The 18,895-nt window shown below is 37.6% G+C and carries 17 protein-coding genes; 15 read left to right on the forward strand and 2 right to left on the reverse strand.

Annotated features, from left to right (window positions below; translation table 11 throughout):
- The first annotated feature begins 311 nt into the window (after positions 1-311).
- The 10 genes from uvrB to HU235_RS02720 all read left to right on the forward strand — a co-directional run bounded on the left by uvrB (position 312) and on the right by HU235_RS02720 (position 12,583).
- Positions 312-2,294: an excinuclease ABC subunit UvrB gene (uvrB, locus tag HU235_RS02675; protein ID WP_174879267.1), complete on the forward strand. Its 1,983-nt coding sequence runs from the start codon at positions 312-314 to the stop codon at positions 2,292-2,294.
- Positions 2,295-2,301: 7 nt separating this feature from the next.
- Positions 2,302-5,175, forward strand: a complete 2,874-nt coding sequence (gene uvrA, locus HU235_RS02680) for an excinuclease ABC subunit UvrA (RefSeq protein ID WP_095297118.1) — start codon at positions 2,302-2,304, stop codon at positions 5,173-5,175.
- Between the two features lie 304 nt (positions 5,176-5,479).
- Positions 5,480-6,421, forward strand: a complete 942-nt coding sequence (locus tag HU235_RS02685; RefSeq protein WP_233452117.1) for a DUF1672 family protein — start codon at positions 5,480-5,482, stop codon at positions 6,419-6,421.
- Between the two features lie 19 nt (positions 6,422-6,440).
- Positions 6,441-8,534, forward strand: a complete 2,094-nt coding sequence (locus HU235_RS02690) for an SA1320 family protein (RefSeq protein ID WP_174879268.1) — start codon at positions 6,441-6,443, stop codon at positions 8,532-8,534.
- 87 nt (positions 8,535-8,621) lie between these two features.
- Positions 8,622-8,813 (forward strand): aspartyl-phosphate phosphatase Spo0E family protein, encoded by a 192-nt coding sequence (locus tag HU235_RS02695; RefSeq protein WP_170944187.1) that lies wholly within the window; start codon positions 8,622-8,624, stop codon positions 8,811-8,813.
- An 83-nt stretch (positions 8,814-8,896) separates the two neighbouring features.
- Entirely contained in the window at positions 8,897-9,223 is a 327-nt protein-coding gene (locus HU235_RS02700) for a DUF4870 domain-containing protein (protein ID WP_095297279.1), read from the forward strand.
- 16 nt (positions 9,224-9,239) lie between these two features.
- The gene (locus HU235_RS02705) at positions 9,240-10,325 is read left to right on the forward strand and encodes a DUF4097 family beta strand repeat-containing protein (protein WP_174879269.1); all 1,086 of its coding nucleotides are present in this window, start codon (positions 9,240-9,242) and stop codon (positions 10,323-10,325) included.
- A gap of 13 nt (positions 10,326-10,338) precedes the next feature.
- Entirely contained in the window at positions 10,339-10,536 is a 198-nt protein-coding gene (locus HU235_RS02710; protein ID WP_095297126.1) for a PspC domain-containing protein, read from the forward strand.
- Complete coding sequence (locus tag HU235_RS02715) at positions 10,537-10,902, forward strand: phage holin family protein (RefSeq protein WP_095297128.1); 366 nt, start codon at positions 10,537-10,539, stop codon at positions 10,900-10,902. It begins immediately after the preceding gene.
- Between the two features lie 196 nt (positions 10,903-11,098).
- Complete coding sequence (locus HU235_RS02720; RefSeq protein ID WP_174879270.1) at positions 11,099-12,583, forward strand: metallophosphoesterase; 1,485 nt, start codon at positions 11,099-11,101, stop codon at positions 12,581-12,583.
- Between the two features lie 38 nt (positions 12,584-12,621).
- Here HU235_RS02720 and HU235_RS02725 read toward each other — a convergent pair whose 3' ends face one another.
- Both HU235_RS02725 and HU235_RS02730 read right to left on the reverse strand, forming a co-directional pair.
- Positions 12,622-13,311 carry an N-acetylmuramoyl-L-alanine amidase gene (locus HU235_RS02725; protein WP_095297132.1) on the reverse strand — a complete coding sequence of 230 codons (690 nt, stop codon included), beginning with the start codon at positions 13,309-13,311 and terminating at the stop codon, positions 12,622-12,624.
- 113 nt (positions 13,312-13,424) lie between these two features.
- Positions 13,425-14,321 (reverse strand): macrolide 2'-phosphotransferase, encoded by an 897-nt coding sequence (locus HU235_RS02730; protein WP_174879271.1) that lies wholly within the window; start codon positions 14,319-14,321, stop codon positions 13,425-13,427.
- Between the two features lie 459 nt (positions 14,322-14,780).
- Between HU235_RS02730 and hprK the strand changes: the two genes are divergently transcribed.
- The 5 genes from hprK (at position 14,781) to HU235_RS02755 (ending at position 18,841) form a co-directional block, all read left to right on the forward strand.
- The gene (gene hprK, locus HU235_RS02735; protein WP_095297136.1) at positions 14,781-15,716 is read left to right on the forward strand and encodes an HPr(Ser) kinase/phosphatase; all 936 of its coding nucleotides are present in this window, start codon (positions 14,781-14,783) and stop codon (positions 15,714-15,716) included.
- A 142-nt stretch (positions 15,717-15,858) separates the two neighbouring features.
- Positions 15,859-16,677: a prolipoprotein diacylglyceryl transferase gene (gene lgt / locus HU235_RS02740; protein WP_145582075.1), complete on the forward strand. Its 819-nt coding sequence runs from the start codon at positions 15,859-15,861 to the stop codon at positions 16,675-16,677.
- 49 nt (positions 16,678-16,726) lie between these two features.
- On the forward strand, positions 16,727-17,674 hold the full coding sequence (locus HU235_RS02745) for a nucleoside recognition domain-containing protein (RefSeq protein WP_174879272.1): 948 nt from the start codon (positions 16,727-16,729) through the stop codon (positions 17,672-17,674).
- Entirely contained in the window at positions 17,664-18,305 is a 642-nt protein-coding gene (ppaX, locus tag HU235_RS02750; protein ID WP_095297141.1) for a pyrophosphatase PpaX, read from the forward strand. Before HU235_RS02745 ends, ppaX begins: the two co-directional genes overlap by 11 nt.
- Positions 18,305-18,841 (forward strand): acyltransferase, encoded by a 537-nt coding sequence (locus tag HU235_RS02755; RefSeq protein WP_095297143.1) that lies wholly within the window; start codon positions 18,305-18,307, stop codon positions 18,839-18,841. Before ppaX ends, HU235_RS02755 begins: the two co-directional genes overlap by 1 nt.
- Positions 18,842-18,895 lie beyond the last annotated feature (54 nt).

Raw genomic sequence — 18,895 nt, forward strand, 5'->3', positions numbered from 1 at the left:
ATTAAAAATATAGCAATACTTATAAAGAGCTACCCATGTGGTGCTCTTTTTCTTTGTTTTTTTCGAGTTTGACAGATTTTTATTAGAAGTTGACAAATAACTATAAAAAGTCGGTTGATTTTTCAAAAAAGTTGACAAATTTATTGGCAAACTTGACAGATTTCAAGGATGAATCAAGCTGAATACATAGATTTAACAGACTTAAAGCTGAAACATGAATTTAATGCGAACTAAAGTTCGTATTTTTGGTGATTTTTCTACAAAATGTGGTAAACTATTACTATTGAAACTTTCTGAATGGAGGCTTTTGTGTGGATCAATTTGAACTAGTCTCGAAATACAAGCCACAGGGTGACCAACCTACAGCAATTCAGTCATTAGTTGAAGGAATCAACGAGGGGAAACGATTCCAAACATTATTAGGGGCTACGGGAACGGGTAAAACATTTACGGTTTCCAACCTTATAAAAGAAGTAAACAAACCAACTTTGGTTATTGCACATAACAAAACATTAGCTGGACAGCTATATAGTGAGTTTAAAGAATTTTTTCCTAACAATGCAGTTGAGTATTTTGTAAGTTACTATGACTACTATCAGCCGGAAGCTTATGTTCCGCAAACAGATACGTTTATTGAAAAGGATGCTAGCATTAATGATGAAATCGATAAGCTGCGTCACTCAGCGACATCAGCGTTATTTGAACGGAAGGATGTCATCATTATTGCCAGTGTATCGTGTATTTATGGTCTCGGTTCACCAGAGGAATATAAGGAGCTCGTTGTTTCATTACGTACAGGAATGGAGATTGAGCGGAATCAATTATTAAGAAAAATGGTTGATGTTCAATACGAGCGCAATGACATTGATTTTCGCAGAGGAACGTTCCGTGTTCGCGGTGATGTTGTCGAGATTTTCCCTGTATCTAAAGACGAGCAATGTATTCGCGTCGAGTTTTTCGGTGATGAAATTGATCGGATTCGCGAGGTTGATGCGTTAACTGGTGAGATTTTAGGTGAGCGCGAGCATGTTGCGATATTCCCGGCATCTCACTTCGTTACACGCGAGGAAAAGATGCAAAAGGCGATTAAAAATATCGAAGCAGAGCTTGAGGAGCAATTAGCAAAAATGCGTGAAAACGGCAAGCTTCTTGAAGCGCAGCGCCTTGAACAGCGGACTAATTATGATTTGGAAATGATGCGTGAAATGGGATTCTGTTCAGGAATTGAAAACTACTCAAGACATTTAACACTTCGTCCTGCAGGTTCAACTCCATATACATTGCTCGATTTCTTTCCAGAGGATTTTTTGATTGTCGTTGATGAATCCCATGTGACAATTCCACAAATTCGCGGGATGTATAATGGGGACCAGGCGCGGAAGCAAGTGTTGGTTGATCATGGTTTTCGTCTACCATCTGCCCTGGATAACCGTCCGCTTCGATTTGAAGAGTTTGAAAAGCATATAAAAAATATCGTCTTCGTATCAGCAACACCAGGCCCATATGAAATTGAGCATACACCGAAGATGATTGAGCAAATCATTCGACCTACAGGGTTGCTTGACCCAACAATAGATGTTCGACCAATTGAAGGTCAGATTGATGATTTAATTGGAGAAATACAAGCAAGAGTTGAGAAGAATGAACGTGTTCTCATTACAACGTTAACGAAAAAGATGTCTGAAGATCTGACCGATTATTTAAAAGAAATCGGGATTAAAGTTAATTATCTTCATTCAGAAATCAAAACATTAGAACGGATTGAGATTATTCGCGAGCTTCGGCTTGGAAAATATGATGTTCTTATAGGTATTAACTTGTTAAGGGAAGGACTAGACATCCCAGAGGTATCGCTAGTAGCGATTTTAGATGCAGACAAAGAGGGCTTCCTACGTTCAGAGCGCTCGCTAATTCAAACGATTGGGCGTGCTGCACGTAATGCAAACGGTCATGTCATTATGTACGCTGATAAAATAACGAACTCAATGGAATTGGCGATTAATGAAACAAAGCGTCGCCGTGAAATTCAGGAGGCCTATAATAAGAAGCATGGAATAACGCCACAAACGATTCAAAAGGAAATCCGCGAGGCGATCCGGGCAACAATGGCAGCAGAGGACCAGGAAGAATACAAAACATCTGTATCAAAAACAATCACAAAATTACCGAAAAAGGAACGCGAAAAAGTTATTTCCGATATGGAAGCAGAAATGAAGGAAGCGGCAAAGGCATTGAACTTCGAACGTGCTGCCGAGCTTCGTGATTTAATTTTAGAGCTTAAAGCGGAAGGGTGAAACGATTATGGCAATGGAACATATCGTTGTAAAGGGAGCACGTGCCCATAATTTAAAAAATGTTGATATTACAATTCCAAGAGATAAACTCGTTGTTCTAACGGGTTTATCTGGATCAGGTAAGTCCTCACTAGCATTTGACACGATTTATGCGGAAGGACAACGTCGCTATGTAGAGTCACTTTCTGCATATGCCCGTCAATTTCTTGGACAAATGGATAAACCAGATGTCGATTCGATCGAAGGGCTATCACCAGCGATCTCAATTGATCAAAAGACAACGAGTCGAAATCCACGTTCGACCGTTGGAACTGTTACAGAAGTATATGATTATTTACGCTTGCTCTACGCGAGAGTCGGACATCCGACATGTCCAAATCATGGGATCGAAATCTCATCACAAACAATAGAACAAATGGTTGACCGTATTTTAGAGTACCCAGAACGAACAAAAATACAAATTCTTGCCCCTGTCATCTCAGGACGAAAGGGCGCACATGTTAAAGTGTTCGAGGATATTAAAAAACAAGGCTACGTCCGCGTCCGGGTTGATGGAGAAATGCTCGAGCTTTCAGATGAGATTGAATTAGAAAAAAATAAAAAGCATTCGATTGAGGTTGTTATTGACCGTATTGTCGTTAAGGAGGGAATTTCCTCCCGATTAGCAGACTCGCTTGAATCAGCTCTACAGCTAGGTGAAGGTAAGGTTATCATAGATGTCATCGGTGAGGAGGAGCTGTTATTTAGTGAGCATCATGCATGTCCACAATGTGGCTTTTCGATCGGTGAGCTTGAACCAAGAATGTTTTCCTTTAATAGCCCATTCGGTGCCTGCCCTGAATGTGACGGTCTTGGAATAAAGCTAGAGGTTGATTTAGATTTAGTGATCCCTAATAAAGAGCTAACCCTTCATCAAGGTGCGATTGCTCCATGGGAACCGACTAGCTCTCAATACTATCCACAATTATTAGAAGCGGTATGTAATCATTACGGGATCGATATGGATACACCTGTAAAGGACATTCCAAAACATTTATTGGATAAAGTTCTTTTCGGCAGTGATGGGGAAGAAATTTATTTCCGCTATGAAAATGACTTTGGACAAGTTAGAGAAAACTATATTCAATTTGAAGGCGTTATTCGGAATGTTGAGCGACGCTATAAGGAAACGACCTCTGATTATATTCGTGAACAAATGGAAAAATATATGGCTGAAAAAAACTGCCCAACATGTAAAGGGTATCGTTTAAAGAAGGAAACATTAGCTGTATTAATTGACGGAAAGCATATTGGTGAAATTACAAAGCTATCTGTCCAAGAGTCGCTAGCATTTTTCAGAGGACTTTCACTTTCTGAAAAGGAAATGCAAATTTCAAACTTGATTTTAAAAGAAATTAGTGAGAGATTAGGATTTTTAAATAATGTCGGACTCGAATATTTAACATTAAGTCGTGCAGCAGGTACATTATCTGGCGGAGAAGCACAACGGATTCGCTTAGCTACGCAAATAGGCTCGCGCTTAACAGGTGTGCTATACATATTAGATGAGCCGTCAATTGGTTTGCACCAAAGAGATAATGATCGCCTCATTGAAACGATGAAAAGTATGCGTGACATTGGAAACACATTAATCGTTGTTGAGCATGATGAGGATACAATGATTGCAGCCGACTATTTGATAGATATTGGTCCAGGTGCTGGTGTTCATGGTGGTCAGGTTATTGCAGCAGGAACACCCGAAGAAGTAATTGCAAATGAAAACTCAATAACTGGGCAATATTTATCAGGGAAGAAATTTATTCCACTTCCGATTGAGCGTAGAAAGCCAGATGGCCGATTTATAGAAATAAAAGGGGCAAAGGAAAACAATTTGAAGAATGTTAGCGTAAAGCTTCCATTAGGAATGTTTATTGCTGTAACAGGAGTTTCCGGGTCTGGAAAGAGTACGCTAGTAAATGAAATTCTTCATAAATCTCTGGCACAAAAGCTTCATCGTGCAAAAGCAAAGCCTGGAGAGTTTAAAGAAATTAAAGGGATAGACCATTTAGAGAAGGTTATCGATATCGACCAATCTCCAATTGGACGGACACCACGATCAAACCCAGCAACGTACACTGGTGTATTTGATGATATTCGTGATGTATTTGCGGCAACAAATGAAGCAAAGGTACGTGGCTATAAAAAAGGCCGTTTTAGCTTTAATGTGAAGGGTGGCCGTTGTGAAGCATGTCGCGGCGATGGAATTATTAAAATCGAAATGCACTTCCTTCCAGACGTGTATGTGCCATGTGAGGTCTGTCATGGAAAACGATACAATCGGGAAACACTTGAGGTAACCTATAAAGGTAAAAATATCTCAGATATCCTTGATATGACTGTAGAAGATGCTGTTAGCTTTTTCGAAAATCACCCAAAAATCAAACGAAAGCTGCAAACGATTTTAGATGTCGGCCTAGGTTATATTACATTAGGACAGCCAGCAACAACGTTATCGGGTGGAGAAGCACAACGGGTGAAGCTTGCATCAGAATTGCACAGACGCTCGAATGGGAAAACAATGTATATCCTTGATGAGCCAACAACTGGTCTCCATGTAGACGATATTGCTCGACTATTGAAGGTTCTCCAACGACTCGTCGAAAATGGCGACACTGTCCTCGTCATCGAGCATAATTTAGATGTTATCAAAACAGCTGACTACCTCGTCGACCTTGGACCAGAAGGTGGAGACAAAGGTGGAACCATCGTTGCGGTCGGCACACCAGAAGTCATTATGAAAACTGAACAATCCTACACAGGGAAATACTTACGTCCTGTCATTGAACGTGACCGCGAACGGATGAAGAAGTTGATTAAGGAAAAAGAAGAAATTGTGCAGTAGAAGAGGAGAGCATCTAATTAGGTGCTCTTTTCTTAATGCTCGTAACTGTACTTTGAGCAAAACATAATAAAAAATTTTTTCAATATCATGCAAATGAGAGAACAAACAAATGTACTTCCTCAAAAAACTCCACTTAGTAAAAATGTCACTACTAACAACAACAATCTAATACGTTTATCCTGTTTTTAACTCTAATTTACAATAATTGTTTAATATCCAATGAAAAACCAATTTTTATCCTATACAATATGAAAGGGAAATCAGGAAGCAAACTTAAAGTTCGTTCCAACAAGGAGGACTCGATTTGAAACATACAAAGAAACTGGTCATAGGCAGCATTAGCACAATGCTACTATTGGGAGGTTGTGTAAGCGTGGAAAATTCAAAAGAAAATACAAATTCTAATTCAACGGAAACAACTGAAAAGGATAATCAAGATGAAAGATATGTAAGTGTCCAGGACTATACAGGTGAAGGGTACATGCCACGTAATGGGGAAGAAACAGATAAAATCGCCAAAGACCACAAAGAAGAAATTTCAGAAGCGGTGCAAAAGTTTTTTATCGATACTTATAAAACAGAAGTGAAGGTACATAATGTTGTAGGTTCGCAGGATGCGGCAACAGTATTTGTTGAATCAGTGGGGGTGCCTCACTTTTATACATATGCAGTTGTGCCGATTGATAAAAAAAATAATGAGGTCAAGTTGGATAGAGTATTTACCCAAGAGGGGCAAGTAGAGGATGCAATAAAAGGAGGGTTATATTACCAAATTTTCAAAGAAGAATTTGCTCAATTAGACAATTACATTGAAGAATTAGTGAGTAAAGGAGAGGTGATAGGTAGAACTACTGAGTCACTGGAGAATGTAGGGGGAGTTGGGTTCATGACCCCATACTATTTCATTTCAACTTCTATCCATGATGTGGCGTTGGAGAAACTTTATAAAACTTATATGGAAAACCCTAATATAGATATAAATGAATTAAAAGAAGTATTCGAAAGTAGTAATTTTGAACCGAAAAGATTAACAATTAGTGTTCAATTATACATGAGTGAAAAAAATGAGCAGCCTAGCGAAGAAATTTTTAATCAATTATGCAAGGATATAGAGGTATTGCAAAATATACCAAAAGGCTCATATAGTGTAACACTTAACGATAATCTTATTGATAAATTGACAGCGATAGGTATTAAAGATAACTCTTTAGAAATAATCGATCCTAATTATATAGTCAGAGAATAGTGGCGGTGAGGTGATAGAATTGAGTGATATTGTAAAAAATCAAGAAGTAAATAATACTATTAAGTACACATTAGATACGGATTTAGTAGAACTAGCTGGTTATCAAGCTTATTTATATCCACCTAAGGATGACACCTTTATAGTAAACAATAAGGAGTATAAAGTAGTAGATACAATTTATAGGGATAAAACAGGACTTGATGCATTAACTGTAAAAAACACGTACACCAATGAATACACCATCATCTACGTCGGCACAGACGCAACAGCAGAGAACGGCAAGCAGGACCTCATCACAGACGCACAACTCCTAAGTAAACTAACACCAGACCAAATCACAGCTGCACGTGATTACTTTAATGAAATGGAAGAAAAGTTTGGGGAAATCTCTTCCATCACTGGTAATTCACTCGGAGGTGGTCTAACGAATTCAGTCGCAGTGGAACATCCAGACGTTAAAGCAGTAACATTAAACCCTGCAATCTTGCCAGATGGTATGATCGATGAATCACAGGAATTTAATAATATTACGAACTATTTAAGTGCATACGATGTTTTGACAACGACAGAAAAATCACTAGGATTAGGTAACCGAATTCCTGGTGTTCAGTATCGTATTAATAACGGAATTCCCGAATTTGATAAGCTGTCAACGAACCATACAGGCTATTTACGTGAAGACGATGGTCGGCAGTATTATCAAGTAGGTGATGACGTTATTTACGTTGATGCAGATTCTCATGTCATCACAAGTATTTGGACAGGTGAGTCGCTTCATGGTGGGGGGAGCTCACGGAAAATTGTCATGGACAAAGGAAATCTTGATATGCTCGCAAATGCATTGTCTGAAGATGTAGCGGTGAAGATTTCCAGATCTGGGGGTTATCTAGAGAATTCCAATGAAATCGTTGAGGAAGAAAGTAATCAGTTTTATGAACGAGTTCATAAGCTTCAGGATATTTTTGAGGATCTATTTGACCAATTAGCAGGCGATCGATTATTAATGGGACTTACATCAGTTGAAAATCTCTTAATCTTAGAAATTGATTTTCTCCATACTTTGCTGAATAAAGCGGAATCAAAGTGTCTATCATTAAATGCTATTTTGAATTCTCCGCCTGTAGAATTACTTGAGCATGTCTTTAATCAAAATATAAGTGTCGAATCCATTTTTGGAACAGCGCGAAATCATTTGGATGAGTTAAAAGCGAATGTTAGTCAATTATCTAATACGCTTCAATCGATTATTTCTGAAGGAATCACAGAATTATTTGTTGGCGGGACAAACTCGTGGGCTGACGCTGTTGTTGGGGAGCTTCGTGCTCACTATGGCATTATTATGAAAAATAAGGAAACTGTACTTGAGCAAGTCACTGATTTTGCTAAGGAAGTAACGAGTACAGCAAATAAATTTGCGCAAGCTGATCAAGCGATTTCTCACGCAATAAAAAATGGTCACTCACCTGGAACAACTACATCTACTGCTCAATCTTCAAAGGTGTTTACAATAGAGGAATCTCCTTATCTTCAGGAAGGAATGAAATTTAAGGAATTGCATTTAGATATTGTATATGCCGTTTTCATACAAAAAATACACATTAAGCTATTTCCACTTTTAACAGGCATTAAACTTATTCTATCTTTAATTGAATCAGCGCTTCAAGCTCTCATCTCGTCTGTGAAAGGGTTAACTGTTTCATTGTTACATGGAAATCTTCCAGGTAAGTTGATTAGCCTGTTTACAGATTACGACGATAAAATAAAAGGCTTTGTCAATGGTGCATTAGCTCCACTTGATGAGCTGAGGTTAACAATTGAAGGGATTCATGATGGTATCGGACGTCTCATCGTTAACTTTTCGACATTGGCACATAATTTTAGACCATATGTAGATAGTGCGTTGTTTAGTCAGACGAACTATCATCATATCCATCTTTATAATTTAGCAGCAATGGCCGTCTTAGATGATATGGAATTACTGTTTAAGGATATTGTAAAGCAATTAAGATATAATAAGTCGGAATCAATTGATGTCCTTAGCGAATTGTCAGAAGGTATTTTAACCAATATGACAAAGCTTTATGACCAAGTAAATCGCTGTACCATAAATTGACATGTATATACAAAATTTATCAAATGAATTGACCTTATTAGGAATAATCTTTACAATAAAATGGAAGAAATTTTGAAGGGGTTTGAGATGGAAAGAGAATATCTCCAAATGGCATTGATTGAGCCAACAAGGATGAAGTTGTTTCAGGTTAGTAAGGATTATGGATACCGCTCAAAAGAAGCGATGCGCTTAAGCATGATTTTGGATGAATTAATTAACCTTTATAATGAAGCTCAATGTGAAGGAAAAAGAATATGTAAGGTAAAACCCACATCATAAATATTTGTGGGTTTTTTTGTTTTTAAAAATGAAACCTCCTCCTACTGTCTTTCGTATTAAAATATAAGGAGAGTGAAGGAACAATGGATAAGCAGAATAAAGTAATCGCATCGCTAAATTATTTTAGTGTGTTTTTTGCACCATTTCTATTGCCGATCGCTATTTACTTTATTGTTGATCATACTGATGTAAAATCACATGCAAAAAAAGCATTGGTTTCGCATATTATCCCTTTTCTATCAGTAATCAGCTTGATAGGGATGATTATTTATAGTGGACTTTCATATATATCAGAAGCAGCTATGTTTTCATTAGTTATTGGTGGCTTTTTACTCATTGGTATTATTAATCTAATTGTTGTGATTTGGAATATTGTAAAAGGAATTAAGCTTTTAACAACTTTATCATGATTGTGAGGAGATCGTAATGAAGGAACAAAGACAACGAATTTTAAAATTAGTTGAAGAGGGAAAGCTATCAGCTACGGAAGCCTTAACATTAATTGAAGCATTAGAAAGTGAACATCAGGTACAGAAAGAGAAGATTTCTGCTCTATCTACAGAGGTCATTGGTGGGGAGTATGAAAATAAGGAAAAGCAATTTCATGACAAGCAATCCTCATTAGGGGCTAAGCTTATGGATTGGGTTGATACTGCTGTCAAAAAGGTTAAGGATATTGATCTTGATTTAAATTTTGGAAAATCAATTGATGTCCATCATATTTATCAGCTACAACATGTTGAGTTTCACGATATAGATATCAATATTCCAAATGGTAGTATAAATATTCAACCATGGAATGAAAGTGATGTTCGTATTGAATGTGATGCAAAGCTGTATCGAGTAGAAAATAATGAACAAGCAAGAGAGCAATTTTTACGTGAAGTGGAATGTGTCATTGAAGGGAATCGTCTTATTTTCCATACCGAGAAAAAAACGATGAAAATCAATGTTAGAATCTTTATCCCTGAGCAAACATATGAACAAATCAAAATCAAGCTGTTTAATGGGCCAATAAGAGGGGAAGATTTAAAAGTAGACAACTTGAAAGCAAAGACGGCGAATGGAGTCGTTTCATTCTCGGGTGTTAACGGGAAAAAAGGCGAATTTGAAACAGCAAATGGTCAGATTAAGCTTAGTCAATCAAACTTTGACAACGTAGAGGCTGAGTCAATAACTGGGCTTATCCAATTTACTGGTTCAACTAATAAGCTTGATGCACAAAGCTTTAACGGTAATTTGCAGCTAACGTTAACAGACCCAGCATGTGAATCCATTTATGCAAAAACAACAACGGGAACGATCGATATTTATACACCAGAACAATGTAGAGTAATAGGTGAATTGCGATCAAATCTCGGCACACTTGCAGCACATGTAAAGGATGCGGAGATTATTCATGAGAAAAATGATACAATCCAAAAAGAGTTAAAGTTCCGTACAGCGGAGGAAACAACCTTATCGGTATTTGCAGACTCAAAGGTTGGTTCGATTTCAATAAAAAATACGTAAGGATGATATGACGTTGAAAAAATTATACCGGTCTCGTACAGACAGAAAACTGTCAGGTGTACTCGGTGGCTTGTCTAAAATGGTTGGCATTGATCCATCAATATTGAGAATCGCGTTTATTATTTTATTGTTTCCAACAGGATTTTTCCCGCTGATTCTCATTTACTTAGCATGTGTCTTTATTGTCCCGGAAGAATCGGATGTTAGATAGATGTTAAAAAGATGGTTAATCAGCATTCTTGTTAATGCCCTCATTTTAATTGTTGTCGCCGGCTACTTTGACTCGTTTTATTTAAGTGGAATATGGGCTGCTATTGGTGCGAGCTTTATATTATCTGTGTTAAATGTTCTCGTTAAGCCATTTCTCATTTTGTTAACCTTACCTGTTACGGTTCTAACATTAGGGTTTTTCCTCTTTATCATTAATGCGATAACATTAATGATAACAGAAGGTTTAATGGGAGATGCCTTTAATATCGATGGATTTGGTGCCGCAATTTTGGCTGCTATCGTGATGGCATTACTGAATCTAATGATCCAAAAGGCAATTATTGAGCCTTTACAAAAGGATAAATAAAGCGGGGGTTAGGCTCCCGCTTTTTCATTATGTCTAATGATGTCGAATGACAGATTATAATGAAAAGTTGACAGATTTTATAGTAAAGTTGAGAGATTTTTTAAAAAAGATGACAAATTATCCGTATAAGTTGACAGATTCTTATTTATTTAGTAAAAACAACCGTTCCTGCTCATACTAATGATAGGTGATGAGTATGAAATATCCTTTATTAGTAATCATAACGAATATCATGCTTCTTTTTACTTCGCTTTTTTCAACAAATTTTTTTATTTATGCAACGAAATCCTCAATAATTCCAGATTATTTTCAAGTTGATGAGTATTCTTCCGCTTTCGATAAAATAAAAATTAGTGAAAATCTTTCGAAAACAGAACCCCCAATTCACTTTAAGCCTGAGGGTGAAAAAGAATTTTCTGACAATCAATATCGTTCACTTACAAAAGGAAATAGTGAAGGGACGAAAACGAAATCCTTATCAAAATATCCGTACCATCGCTTTGATGTTTTGATTAAAGAAGAAGCGAAACCTACTGATCGTTTAAGCGTAAGTTGGCAAGGGAAATCATTGCCAGGGAGAAAAATTACGATGTTTGGCTGGAATCATATGAAGAAAAAGTGGGTCGAGCTTGCAGATACAATTGCTGGAAAGAATGAGGTAACCATTCAAGCAGCGGTTAGTGCACGTGATTATCTTCACCATCAAAGGCTAAGTATTCTTGTTCAGGATCAGATCATCATTCCGACAAAGAAGTATGATTATTCCTTTGTTTGGATGTCTGATACACAATATTATGCACAAAATTATCCATCTGTGTTCAAATCCGTTACAGAATGGATTGCGCAAAATAAAGAAGAAATGAAGATAGAGTATGTCTTTCATACAGGGGATATTGTTCATAAAGGGAATGATGAAAAACAATGGCAGCGAGCGAGTACGTATTTAAATACGTTGGATGTCGCAAAAATTCCATACGGAGTATTACCTGGGAATCATGATGTTGGAAGTGATTTTAAAAAATATAAGGAGTATTTTGGTCAGGAACGATTTCAAAGAAAGCGATATTACGGTGAGGCTTATGAAAACAATCGTGGTCACTATGACCTCGTTTCTGTGAATGGAAAAGAGTATCTATTCTTATATATGGGCTGGAAAGTGAAAAAGGAAGATATCATATGGATGAATAACGTATTACGACGTTATGCTGATCGGACTGCAATTTTAGCCTTTCATGAATATCTTGAAAAAGACGGGGAGAGAAGCCGAAAAGGGAATGAGCTTTTTGAAAAGGTCGTTGTGCCTAATCGAAATGTCGTCGCTGTTTTATCAGGTCATTATCATGGAAGTGAAATGCTAGTTGATGAGGTAGATGATAATCTCGACGGTATCACCGATCGGAAGGTGTACCAGCTATTAGCAGATTATCAGAAAGCGCCACAAGGTGGGGGTGGGTTTATACGCCTCCTTCATATTGATGAGGAAACAAATTCGATTGATGTACAGACATACTCACCATATTTGGATCAATATTTTTATTACAGTCCTAATGAATATCCAAAAAAGGACCAATTTACAATGGATATTGATGTAACAAAGTCAGAGAAAATGATTGCTTCATCTTACTTTGACGTGAAGCTGTATCGGAAAATTGGGAAGGATAACGTTGTAAATAAAAAATGAAAGGAGAGGCTGTAACATTTTAGACAGCCTCTCTCCTGCTAGTTTGAGATGAATGCTTGATATCCTTTTCCTTTTAGCTCGTTTACAAGCTTTTCTGCATTTTCCTTTTCAGAAAAGGCGCCTACTTGAACCTTATATAGCTTTTGGGTGTCAGTATGCTGAGCCCCTTTCCCTTCTACTAGCTTATAGAAAGTTACAATCGCATTGACTATTCCAGTTGCACAAGCATGTCGATAGGCTTGCTCCTTAAGCAATTGTGCTTCGACCTTATTTGTCATAAATCCACATTCACATAAAATTGCTGTCATTTTTGTCTCTTTTAAAACATGGAAGCTTGCTGTTTTTACACCGCGATCTTTACGTTTTGTCTCCTTAATTAGCTCAGCTTGGACGATTTTAGCAAGTGCGAATGCCGTTTTTGGTTTGCTTGAGTGTACATATGTTTCAATCCCAGAGGCTGATGTCCATTCCTTCCCATTCCCATGGGCGTTTGCATGGATGGAAACAAATAAATCAACATTGGCTTGATTCGCCTTTTTTGTCCGTTCATAAAGCGGTACATCTTGCTTATCTGAATGGGAAAAAAGAGTTGTCACACCAGAATAACGATGTAAAAGCTTCTTCATTTCATTGGCAACTGCACGATTAAATTCATATTCCCTCATCCCATCAACGGTACGTTTTCCAGGTGTTTCATAGCCGTGTCCTGCATCAATCATTATTTTCATTTCATTCACTCCTTTCATTTTTCATCTTTTATATAGGGAGTTATTTAATGAAAGTAGCGGAGAAATATAAAAAAACGCATGTGATCATTCATTGACCACATGCGCTTCATCACCTATTTATTTACTCCTAATGTTTCCTTCGCCATTTCCATGTATTCCTCTAATCCTGAGGTGAGCGCAAATTCTGCAATCGCAACTGGATAGGCTGCATTAAGCTCGATGATATGCTCCTTCATCCTTGGCCAGTATATTCCTCCAGCCTCTTTGTAATAATGCAGAACCTTCTCAAGAGCGTTTTCTCCAAATGCGCGATATTCAAAGACAAAGTCATTTGCAACATCTGTCACTTTTGCTTCGGTCCAATCGATTAAACCAGTAACGTTTGCATGTTTATCAATTAATGTATGACCTGCATGAACATCACCGTGAATTAGACCTGTTTCCTTTGGCCATATTTCATCATTTTTTACCCATGCTTGCCAGCGATCCCATAGCGATTGACTGACGCCAAATGTAGACTTCACCTTTTCCATCCGTTCGATCATAGAAGTTCTTGCTTCTTCTGCTGTTTGAATAAGAAGACCAGCCTCTCGTGCTTTTCCTTTTGGCATCGTGTGCAATGCTGCTAATACATTTGCGAGTGTTTTGTGATATTGCTCTGGGACATTTTCATGATTGATTTCCCAAACATAATTTTGAATGCTTGGATCAATTGTCCCTGCAGGTACGCCTGATAATTTTTTATATGCAATAATATCCTTTTCATATATTGACCAATTTGGTGTTTCAAATGGGACATCATCTTGGACAAGATCGAGAACCTTCTTCTCTATTATTGTCCGCTGCATGACATCCATACGTCTCGGAAGTCTTAATACCCATTCGTCACCATGATGATCTTTTGCATAGGCAACGAGAAAATCTAATCCAGATTCGTTAAAGACAATTGACTCCGCTACGACATTTAATTGATATTTTCTTGCAATTTCAATAACCTGATCCTTGTTCATGCAATCACTTCCTTTTAAGATTATCTTTCCTTTTTAAATGACTGCTGTCTTTTGTCTAAAGGCTATGGATTGGTATCGTGAAGTGTCTATATATGGGCATAAAAAAGAGGATAGATTTGTCCTATCCCTTCGTCATTTTTATCTATAATAAGGTTTCTGATGATAGTTAGACCAATCCAAGTTCTCTGAAGGAAAACAGAGTCAAAACGTATTTAGTTACCGTTTTTTAAAGGTTGGTTAACAATCATCAGGATCCCTCCGTTCATTATAAGTGCTTTAATGGTAACATAAATAAAAGAGATCGTGGGTAATTTTTGTAATTTATTTTGAATAAAGCAATTTATATTTTGGAAACCGATAGACAAATGCTAAAATATAAAATGAGTCTTCTTACTAGAAAAATACAGGAATACAATGATAAGGGGAAAATGAGACCTTATTAAAAAAGGAGGATAAACCGTGCCTACAGTTCGGACAAAGGATTTAATTGATAAATTTAAATTTGAAGTTATCAGTGGAGAAGAAGGAATTAATCGGCCAATTGTAACGAGTGATATTTCACGACCTGGTATAGAAATGGCGGGTTTTTTTACATATTATCCAAAAGAACGAGTACAATTGCTAGGGAAAACTGAGCTTTCCTTCTTTTTACAATTAACACCACAAGAAAGAAAACACCGTATGGACGAGCTTTGTACAGATATTACTCCTGCAATTATTCTTACGAGAGAAATGGAAGCGCCTGAAGAATTAGTTGATGCATCGAATCGCAAAGGTGTCCCAGTATTGCGTTCACCTATGAAGACAACTAGATTATCTAGTCATTTAACTAATTTCCTTGAAGGGAAGCTAGCTCCAACGACAGCTGTTCATGGTGTATTAGTTGATATTTATGGAGTTGGCGTGCTTATTATCGGGAAAAGCGGTGTCGGTAAGAGTGAAACTGCGTTAGAGCTTGTAAAACGTGGACATCGACTTGTTGCGGATGATTGTGTTGAAATAAGACAAGAAGATCAAGATACATTAATCGGAAGTGCTCCAGAGCTTATTGAGCATTTATTAGAGATTCGTGGCTTAGGAATCATTAATGTCATGACATTATTTGGTGCAGGTGCTGTTCGGAGCTTTAAACGAATTACACTTGTCATAAATCTTGAGCTATGGGATCAAAATAAACAGTATGATCGACTCGGCTTAGAAGAAGAGAAAATGAGAATTATTGATACAGATGTTACGAAATTAACAGTTCCTGTTCGTCCGGGAAGAAACCTATCAGTCATTATTGAGGTTGCAGCAATGAATCATCGATTAAAACGAATGGGTGTCAATGCAGCTGAGCAGTTTACAAATAAACTAGCTGGCGTTATTGAGGATGGAGATCGCGAAGAGGAGTAAAAGAATAGGGCCGAGCTATTTCGGCTCTATTCATTATGAAAGATAAAATACATAATGAGCATGAAATCTTGGTTGAAGTCTATATAGATGGAAGGCCATTTGGGCTATGACACAGACTAGTAAACGATAGGGAGATGATGAAATGGAAGAAAGCATAAAACCATTGAACCCGATATTTCTTGATTTAGGTCCGATTCAAATTCATTGGTATGGGGTAATAATTGGTGTTGGTGCGTTGCTTGGATTGTGGCTTGCTGTTCGTGAAGGAACGCGACGAGGCTTACATAAAGATACGTTTGTTGATCTTGTTTTATTTGCTATCCCGGCTGCTATTATCGGGGCAAGACTCTATTATGTTATTTTTCAGTGGGATTATTATTATCATAATCCGGGAGACATTATTAAGATTTGGAATGGCGGACTTGCGATACATGGTGGATTAATCGCAGCCTTTATTACAGGGGCGATTTATGCACGGGTGAAAAAATTGTCATTCTGGAAGCTAGCAGATATTGCAGCTCCATCGATTATTCTCGGACAGGCAATTGGCCGCTGGGGGAACTTCATGAATCAAGAGGCTCATGGTGATGCGGTAACGAGAGAGTTTTTAGAAGGCTTACATTTACCTGATTTTATTGTTAATCAAATGTATATTAATGGCGAATACTACCATCCAACCTTTTTATATGAATCAATATGGAACTTTGTTGGATTTATCCTTTTAATTTTATTAAGAAGAGCGAACTTTAGACGTGGGGAGTTATTCTTAACCTATATCATCTGGTATTCTGTCGGCCGCTTCTTTATTGAAGGGATGCGTACAGATAGTTTAATGCTGACAGATTCACTTCGAATTGCTCAAGTCATTTCGATTGTACTAATCTTAATAGCTGTTGGGATCATGATTTTCCGACGTGTAAAAGGCTATTCAAAGGAACGGTACTTAGATGTAAGTCAATAAGAAAAATATTTATCTATTAGTAATTTTACAGCAAGAGGAGAGGTTGCCTGTGAAGAATAGCTTTAAAAATGGCCTTCAATCTGGTATCCAGACAACCTGGACGTTAAGTAAAGTGATTTTTCCAATTACATTGTTTGTGAGTGTTCTACAGCATACACCTGTGTTGCCATGGTTAGCAAAGCTCATTACACCGATTATGGGGATCTTCGGCTTATCAGGTGAGGCAGCCATTCCCCTTGTCATTGGGAACTTTCTAAATCTTTATGCAGGGATTGGTGCAATTTTATCACTCGATTTAACAGTAAAGGAAGTATTTATTTTAGCGTTAATGCTATCCTTTTCTCATAATTTATTAATTGAGTCGTCAGTTGCTGCAAAGGTTGGTATGAAACTTTGGATTATCCTCATTGTTAGACTTGGACTTGCCTTTAGCTCGGCTATCGTTGTAAACCTTGTCTGGCATGGTGGGAACGAACTTGCTCAATACGGATTTACTTCGAAGCAAAACGTTACACCAGATAAATGGCTTGAAATAATTGGCTTTAGCTTACAAAAGGCTTGTCTAGGTGTTCTCCAGCTTGCCCTTATTGTCATCCCATTAATGCTTGTTATTCAATTTTTAAAAGACTTAGGACTTTTAAAGACATTTACAAGGTGGATGGCTCCTGTCACGAAAATGCTCGGAATGAAAGAAAATACGTCAATGACATTGGTAGCAGGTCTTACAATAGGCTTAGCCTTCGGAGCAGGGGTCATGATTCAAGCTGTTAAGGAGGATAATGTTAGCTATAAGGATTTAACACTAGCGTTCATCTTCCTAGTTTCATGTCATGCAGTTGTAGAAGATACACTGATATTCATCCCACTCGGCATCCCTGTTCTTCCGTTGTTAATCATTCGATTAGCCGTTGCAATTGTTTTAACGATGATAATTGCTGCTATTTGGCGGAAGGTTGAGGAAGTATCGCTTAGAAAGGAAGCAACTTATGAAAATTAATACACTTTTATTTGATTTAGATGGAACGTTAATTAATACAAACGAATTAATCATTGAATCTTTTCTCCACACTCTTAACAAATATTATCCGGACAAATATAAGCGTGAGGATGTTTTTCCGTTTATTGGTCCAACTCTTTACGAAACATTTGAGAGCATTAACCCTGAGAAGATGGAAGAAATGGTTGAAGTTTATCGTAAGTTTAATCATGAACAGCATGATAAGCTTGTCACCGAATTTGAAACGGTTTTTGAAACGATTCAAACTCTGAAGGAAAAAGGATTTAAGTTAGGAATTGTCACAACAAAAATCCGAACAACTGTCAATATGGGATTAAAGCTTACAAAATTAGATCAATTTTTTGATGTTGTTGTCACGTTAGATGATGTTGAGCATGCAAAGCCAAATCCTGAGCCGATATTCAAGGCGCTTGAACAGCTTGATGCGAAGCCTGAGGAAGCAATAATGGTCGGGGACAACCACCATGATATTGGCGCAGGTAAAAATGCTGGCACAAAAACAGCTGGTGTTGCCTGGAGCATAAAAGGAAGAGACTATATTGAAAGCTTCCAACCTGATTACGTATTAGATAAAATGAGTGATTTACTCGCTATCGTTGGAGTGGAATAATGTCACGGAGAACGACAAGGTTTCCTGTTGAAGGTGCTAATTCATTATGGCATGTATATAAAACTGTGCCATTTTGGAAGGTTGTTCGTAATTTTATTGTGATTCAGCTTGCCAGATACACGCCATTTTTATCGTTGAAAAATTGGATGTATCGGACATTTTTACGGATGAAGGTTGGAGAGCAAGCATCGTTTGCATTAATGGTTATGCTTGATGTCATGTTTCCTGAAAAGATATCAGTTGGGAAGAATACAGTAATCGGCTATAATACAACAATTCTTGCTCATGAGTATTTAATTAAGGAGTACCGATTAGGAGAGGTCCATATTGGGAATGAAGTGATGATCGGTGCAAACTCTACGATTCTACCAGGGGTCCATATTGGGGATGGGGCGATTGTCTCTGCTGGAACACTCGTACATAAAGACGTCCCAGCTGGCTCGTTCGTAGGGGGAAACCCAATGAAATTAATCTATACAAAAGAAGAGCGTGAAAAACGAGAAATCGGACAAGAGGCTGTTCCGAATAGGGGATAATCCTATCGTGACAGCCTTTTTTACCGTTTGCCAAGAGTTTTGTCGATAGAGTAT

Origin of the sequence: Metabacillus niabensis (assembly GCF_902829255.1) — a bacterium.
In the GTDB taxonomy this organism is placed as follows: domain Bacteria; phylum Bacillota; class Bacilli; order Bacillales; family Bacillaceae; genus Metabacillus; species Metabacillus niabensis.

Excerpts from the sequence above, each read along its gene's own strand:
- HU235_RS02700 (WP_095297279.1), top strand. The coding sequence starts at position 8,897 with ATGGATAAGCAGAATAAAGTAATCGCATCGCTAAATTATTTTAGTGTG.
- lgt (WP_145582075.1), top strand. The coding sequence starts at position 15,859 with ATGGAAGAAAGCATAAAACCATTGAACCCGATATTTCTTGATTTAGGT.
- HU235_RS02695 (WP_170944187.1), top strand. The coding sequence starts at position 8,622 with ATGGAAAGAGAATATCTCCAAATGGCATTGATTGAGCCAACAAGGATG.
- HU235_RS02705 (WP_174879269.1), top strand. The coding sequence starts at position 9,240 with ATGAAGGAACAAAGACAACGAATTTTAAAATTAGTTGAAGAGGGAAAG.
- HU235_RS02755 (WP_095297143.1), top strand. The coding sequence starts at position 18,305 with ATGTCACGGAGAACGACAAGGTTTCCTGTTGAAGGTGCTAATTCATTA.
- HU235_RS02730 (WP_174879271.1), bottom strand. The coding sequence starts at position 14,321 with ATGAACAAGGATCAGGTTATTGAAATTGCAAGAAAATATCAATTAAAT.
- ppaX (WP_095297141.1), top strand. The coding sequence starts at position 17,664 with ATGAAAATTAATACACTTTTATTTGATTTAGATGGAACGTTAATTAAT.
- HU235_RS02720 (WP_174879270.1), top strand. The coding sequence starts at position 11,099 with ATGAAATATCCTTTATTAGTAATCATAACGAATATCATGCTTCTTTTT.
- HU235_RS02715 (WP_095297128.1), top strand. The coding sequence starts at position 10,537 with ATGTTAAAAAGATGGTTAATCAGCATTCTTGTTAATGCCCTCATTTTA.
- uvrA (WP_095297118.1), top strand. The coding sequence starts at position 2,302 with ATGGCAATGGAACATATCGTTGTAAAGGGAGCACGTGCCCATAATTTA.
- HU235_RS02725 (WP_095297132.1), bottom strand. The coding sequence starts at position 13,311 with ATGAAAATAATGATTGATGCAGGACACGGCTATGAAACACCTGGAAAA.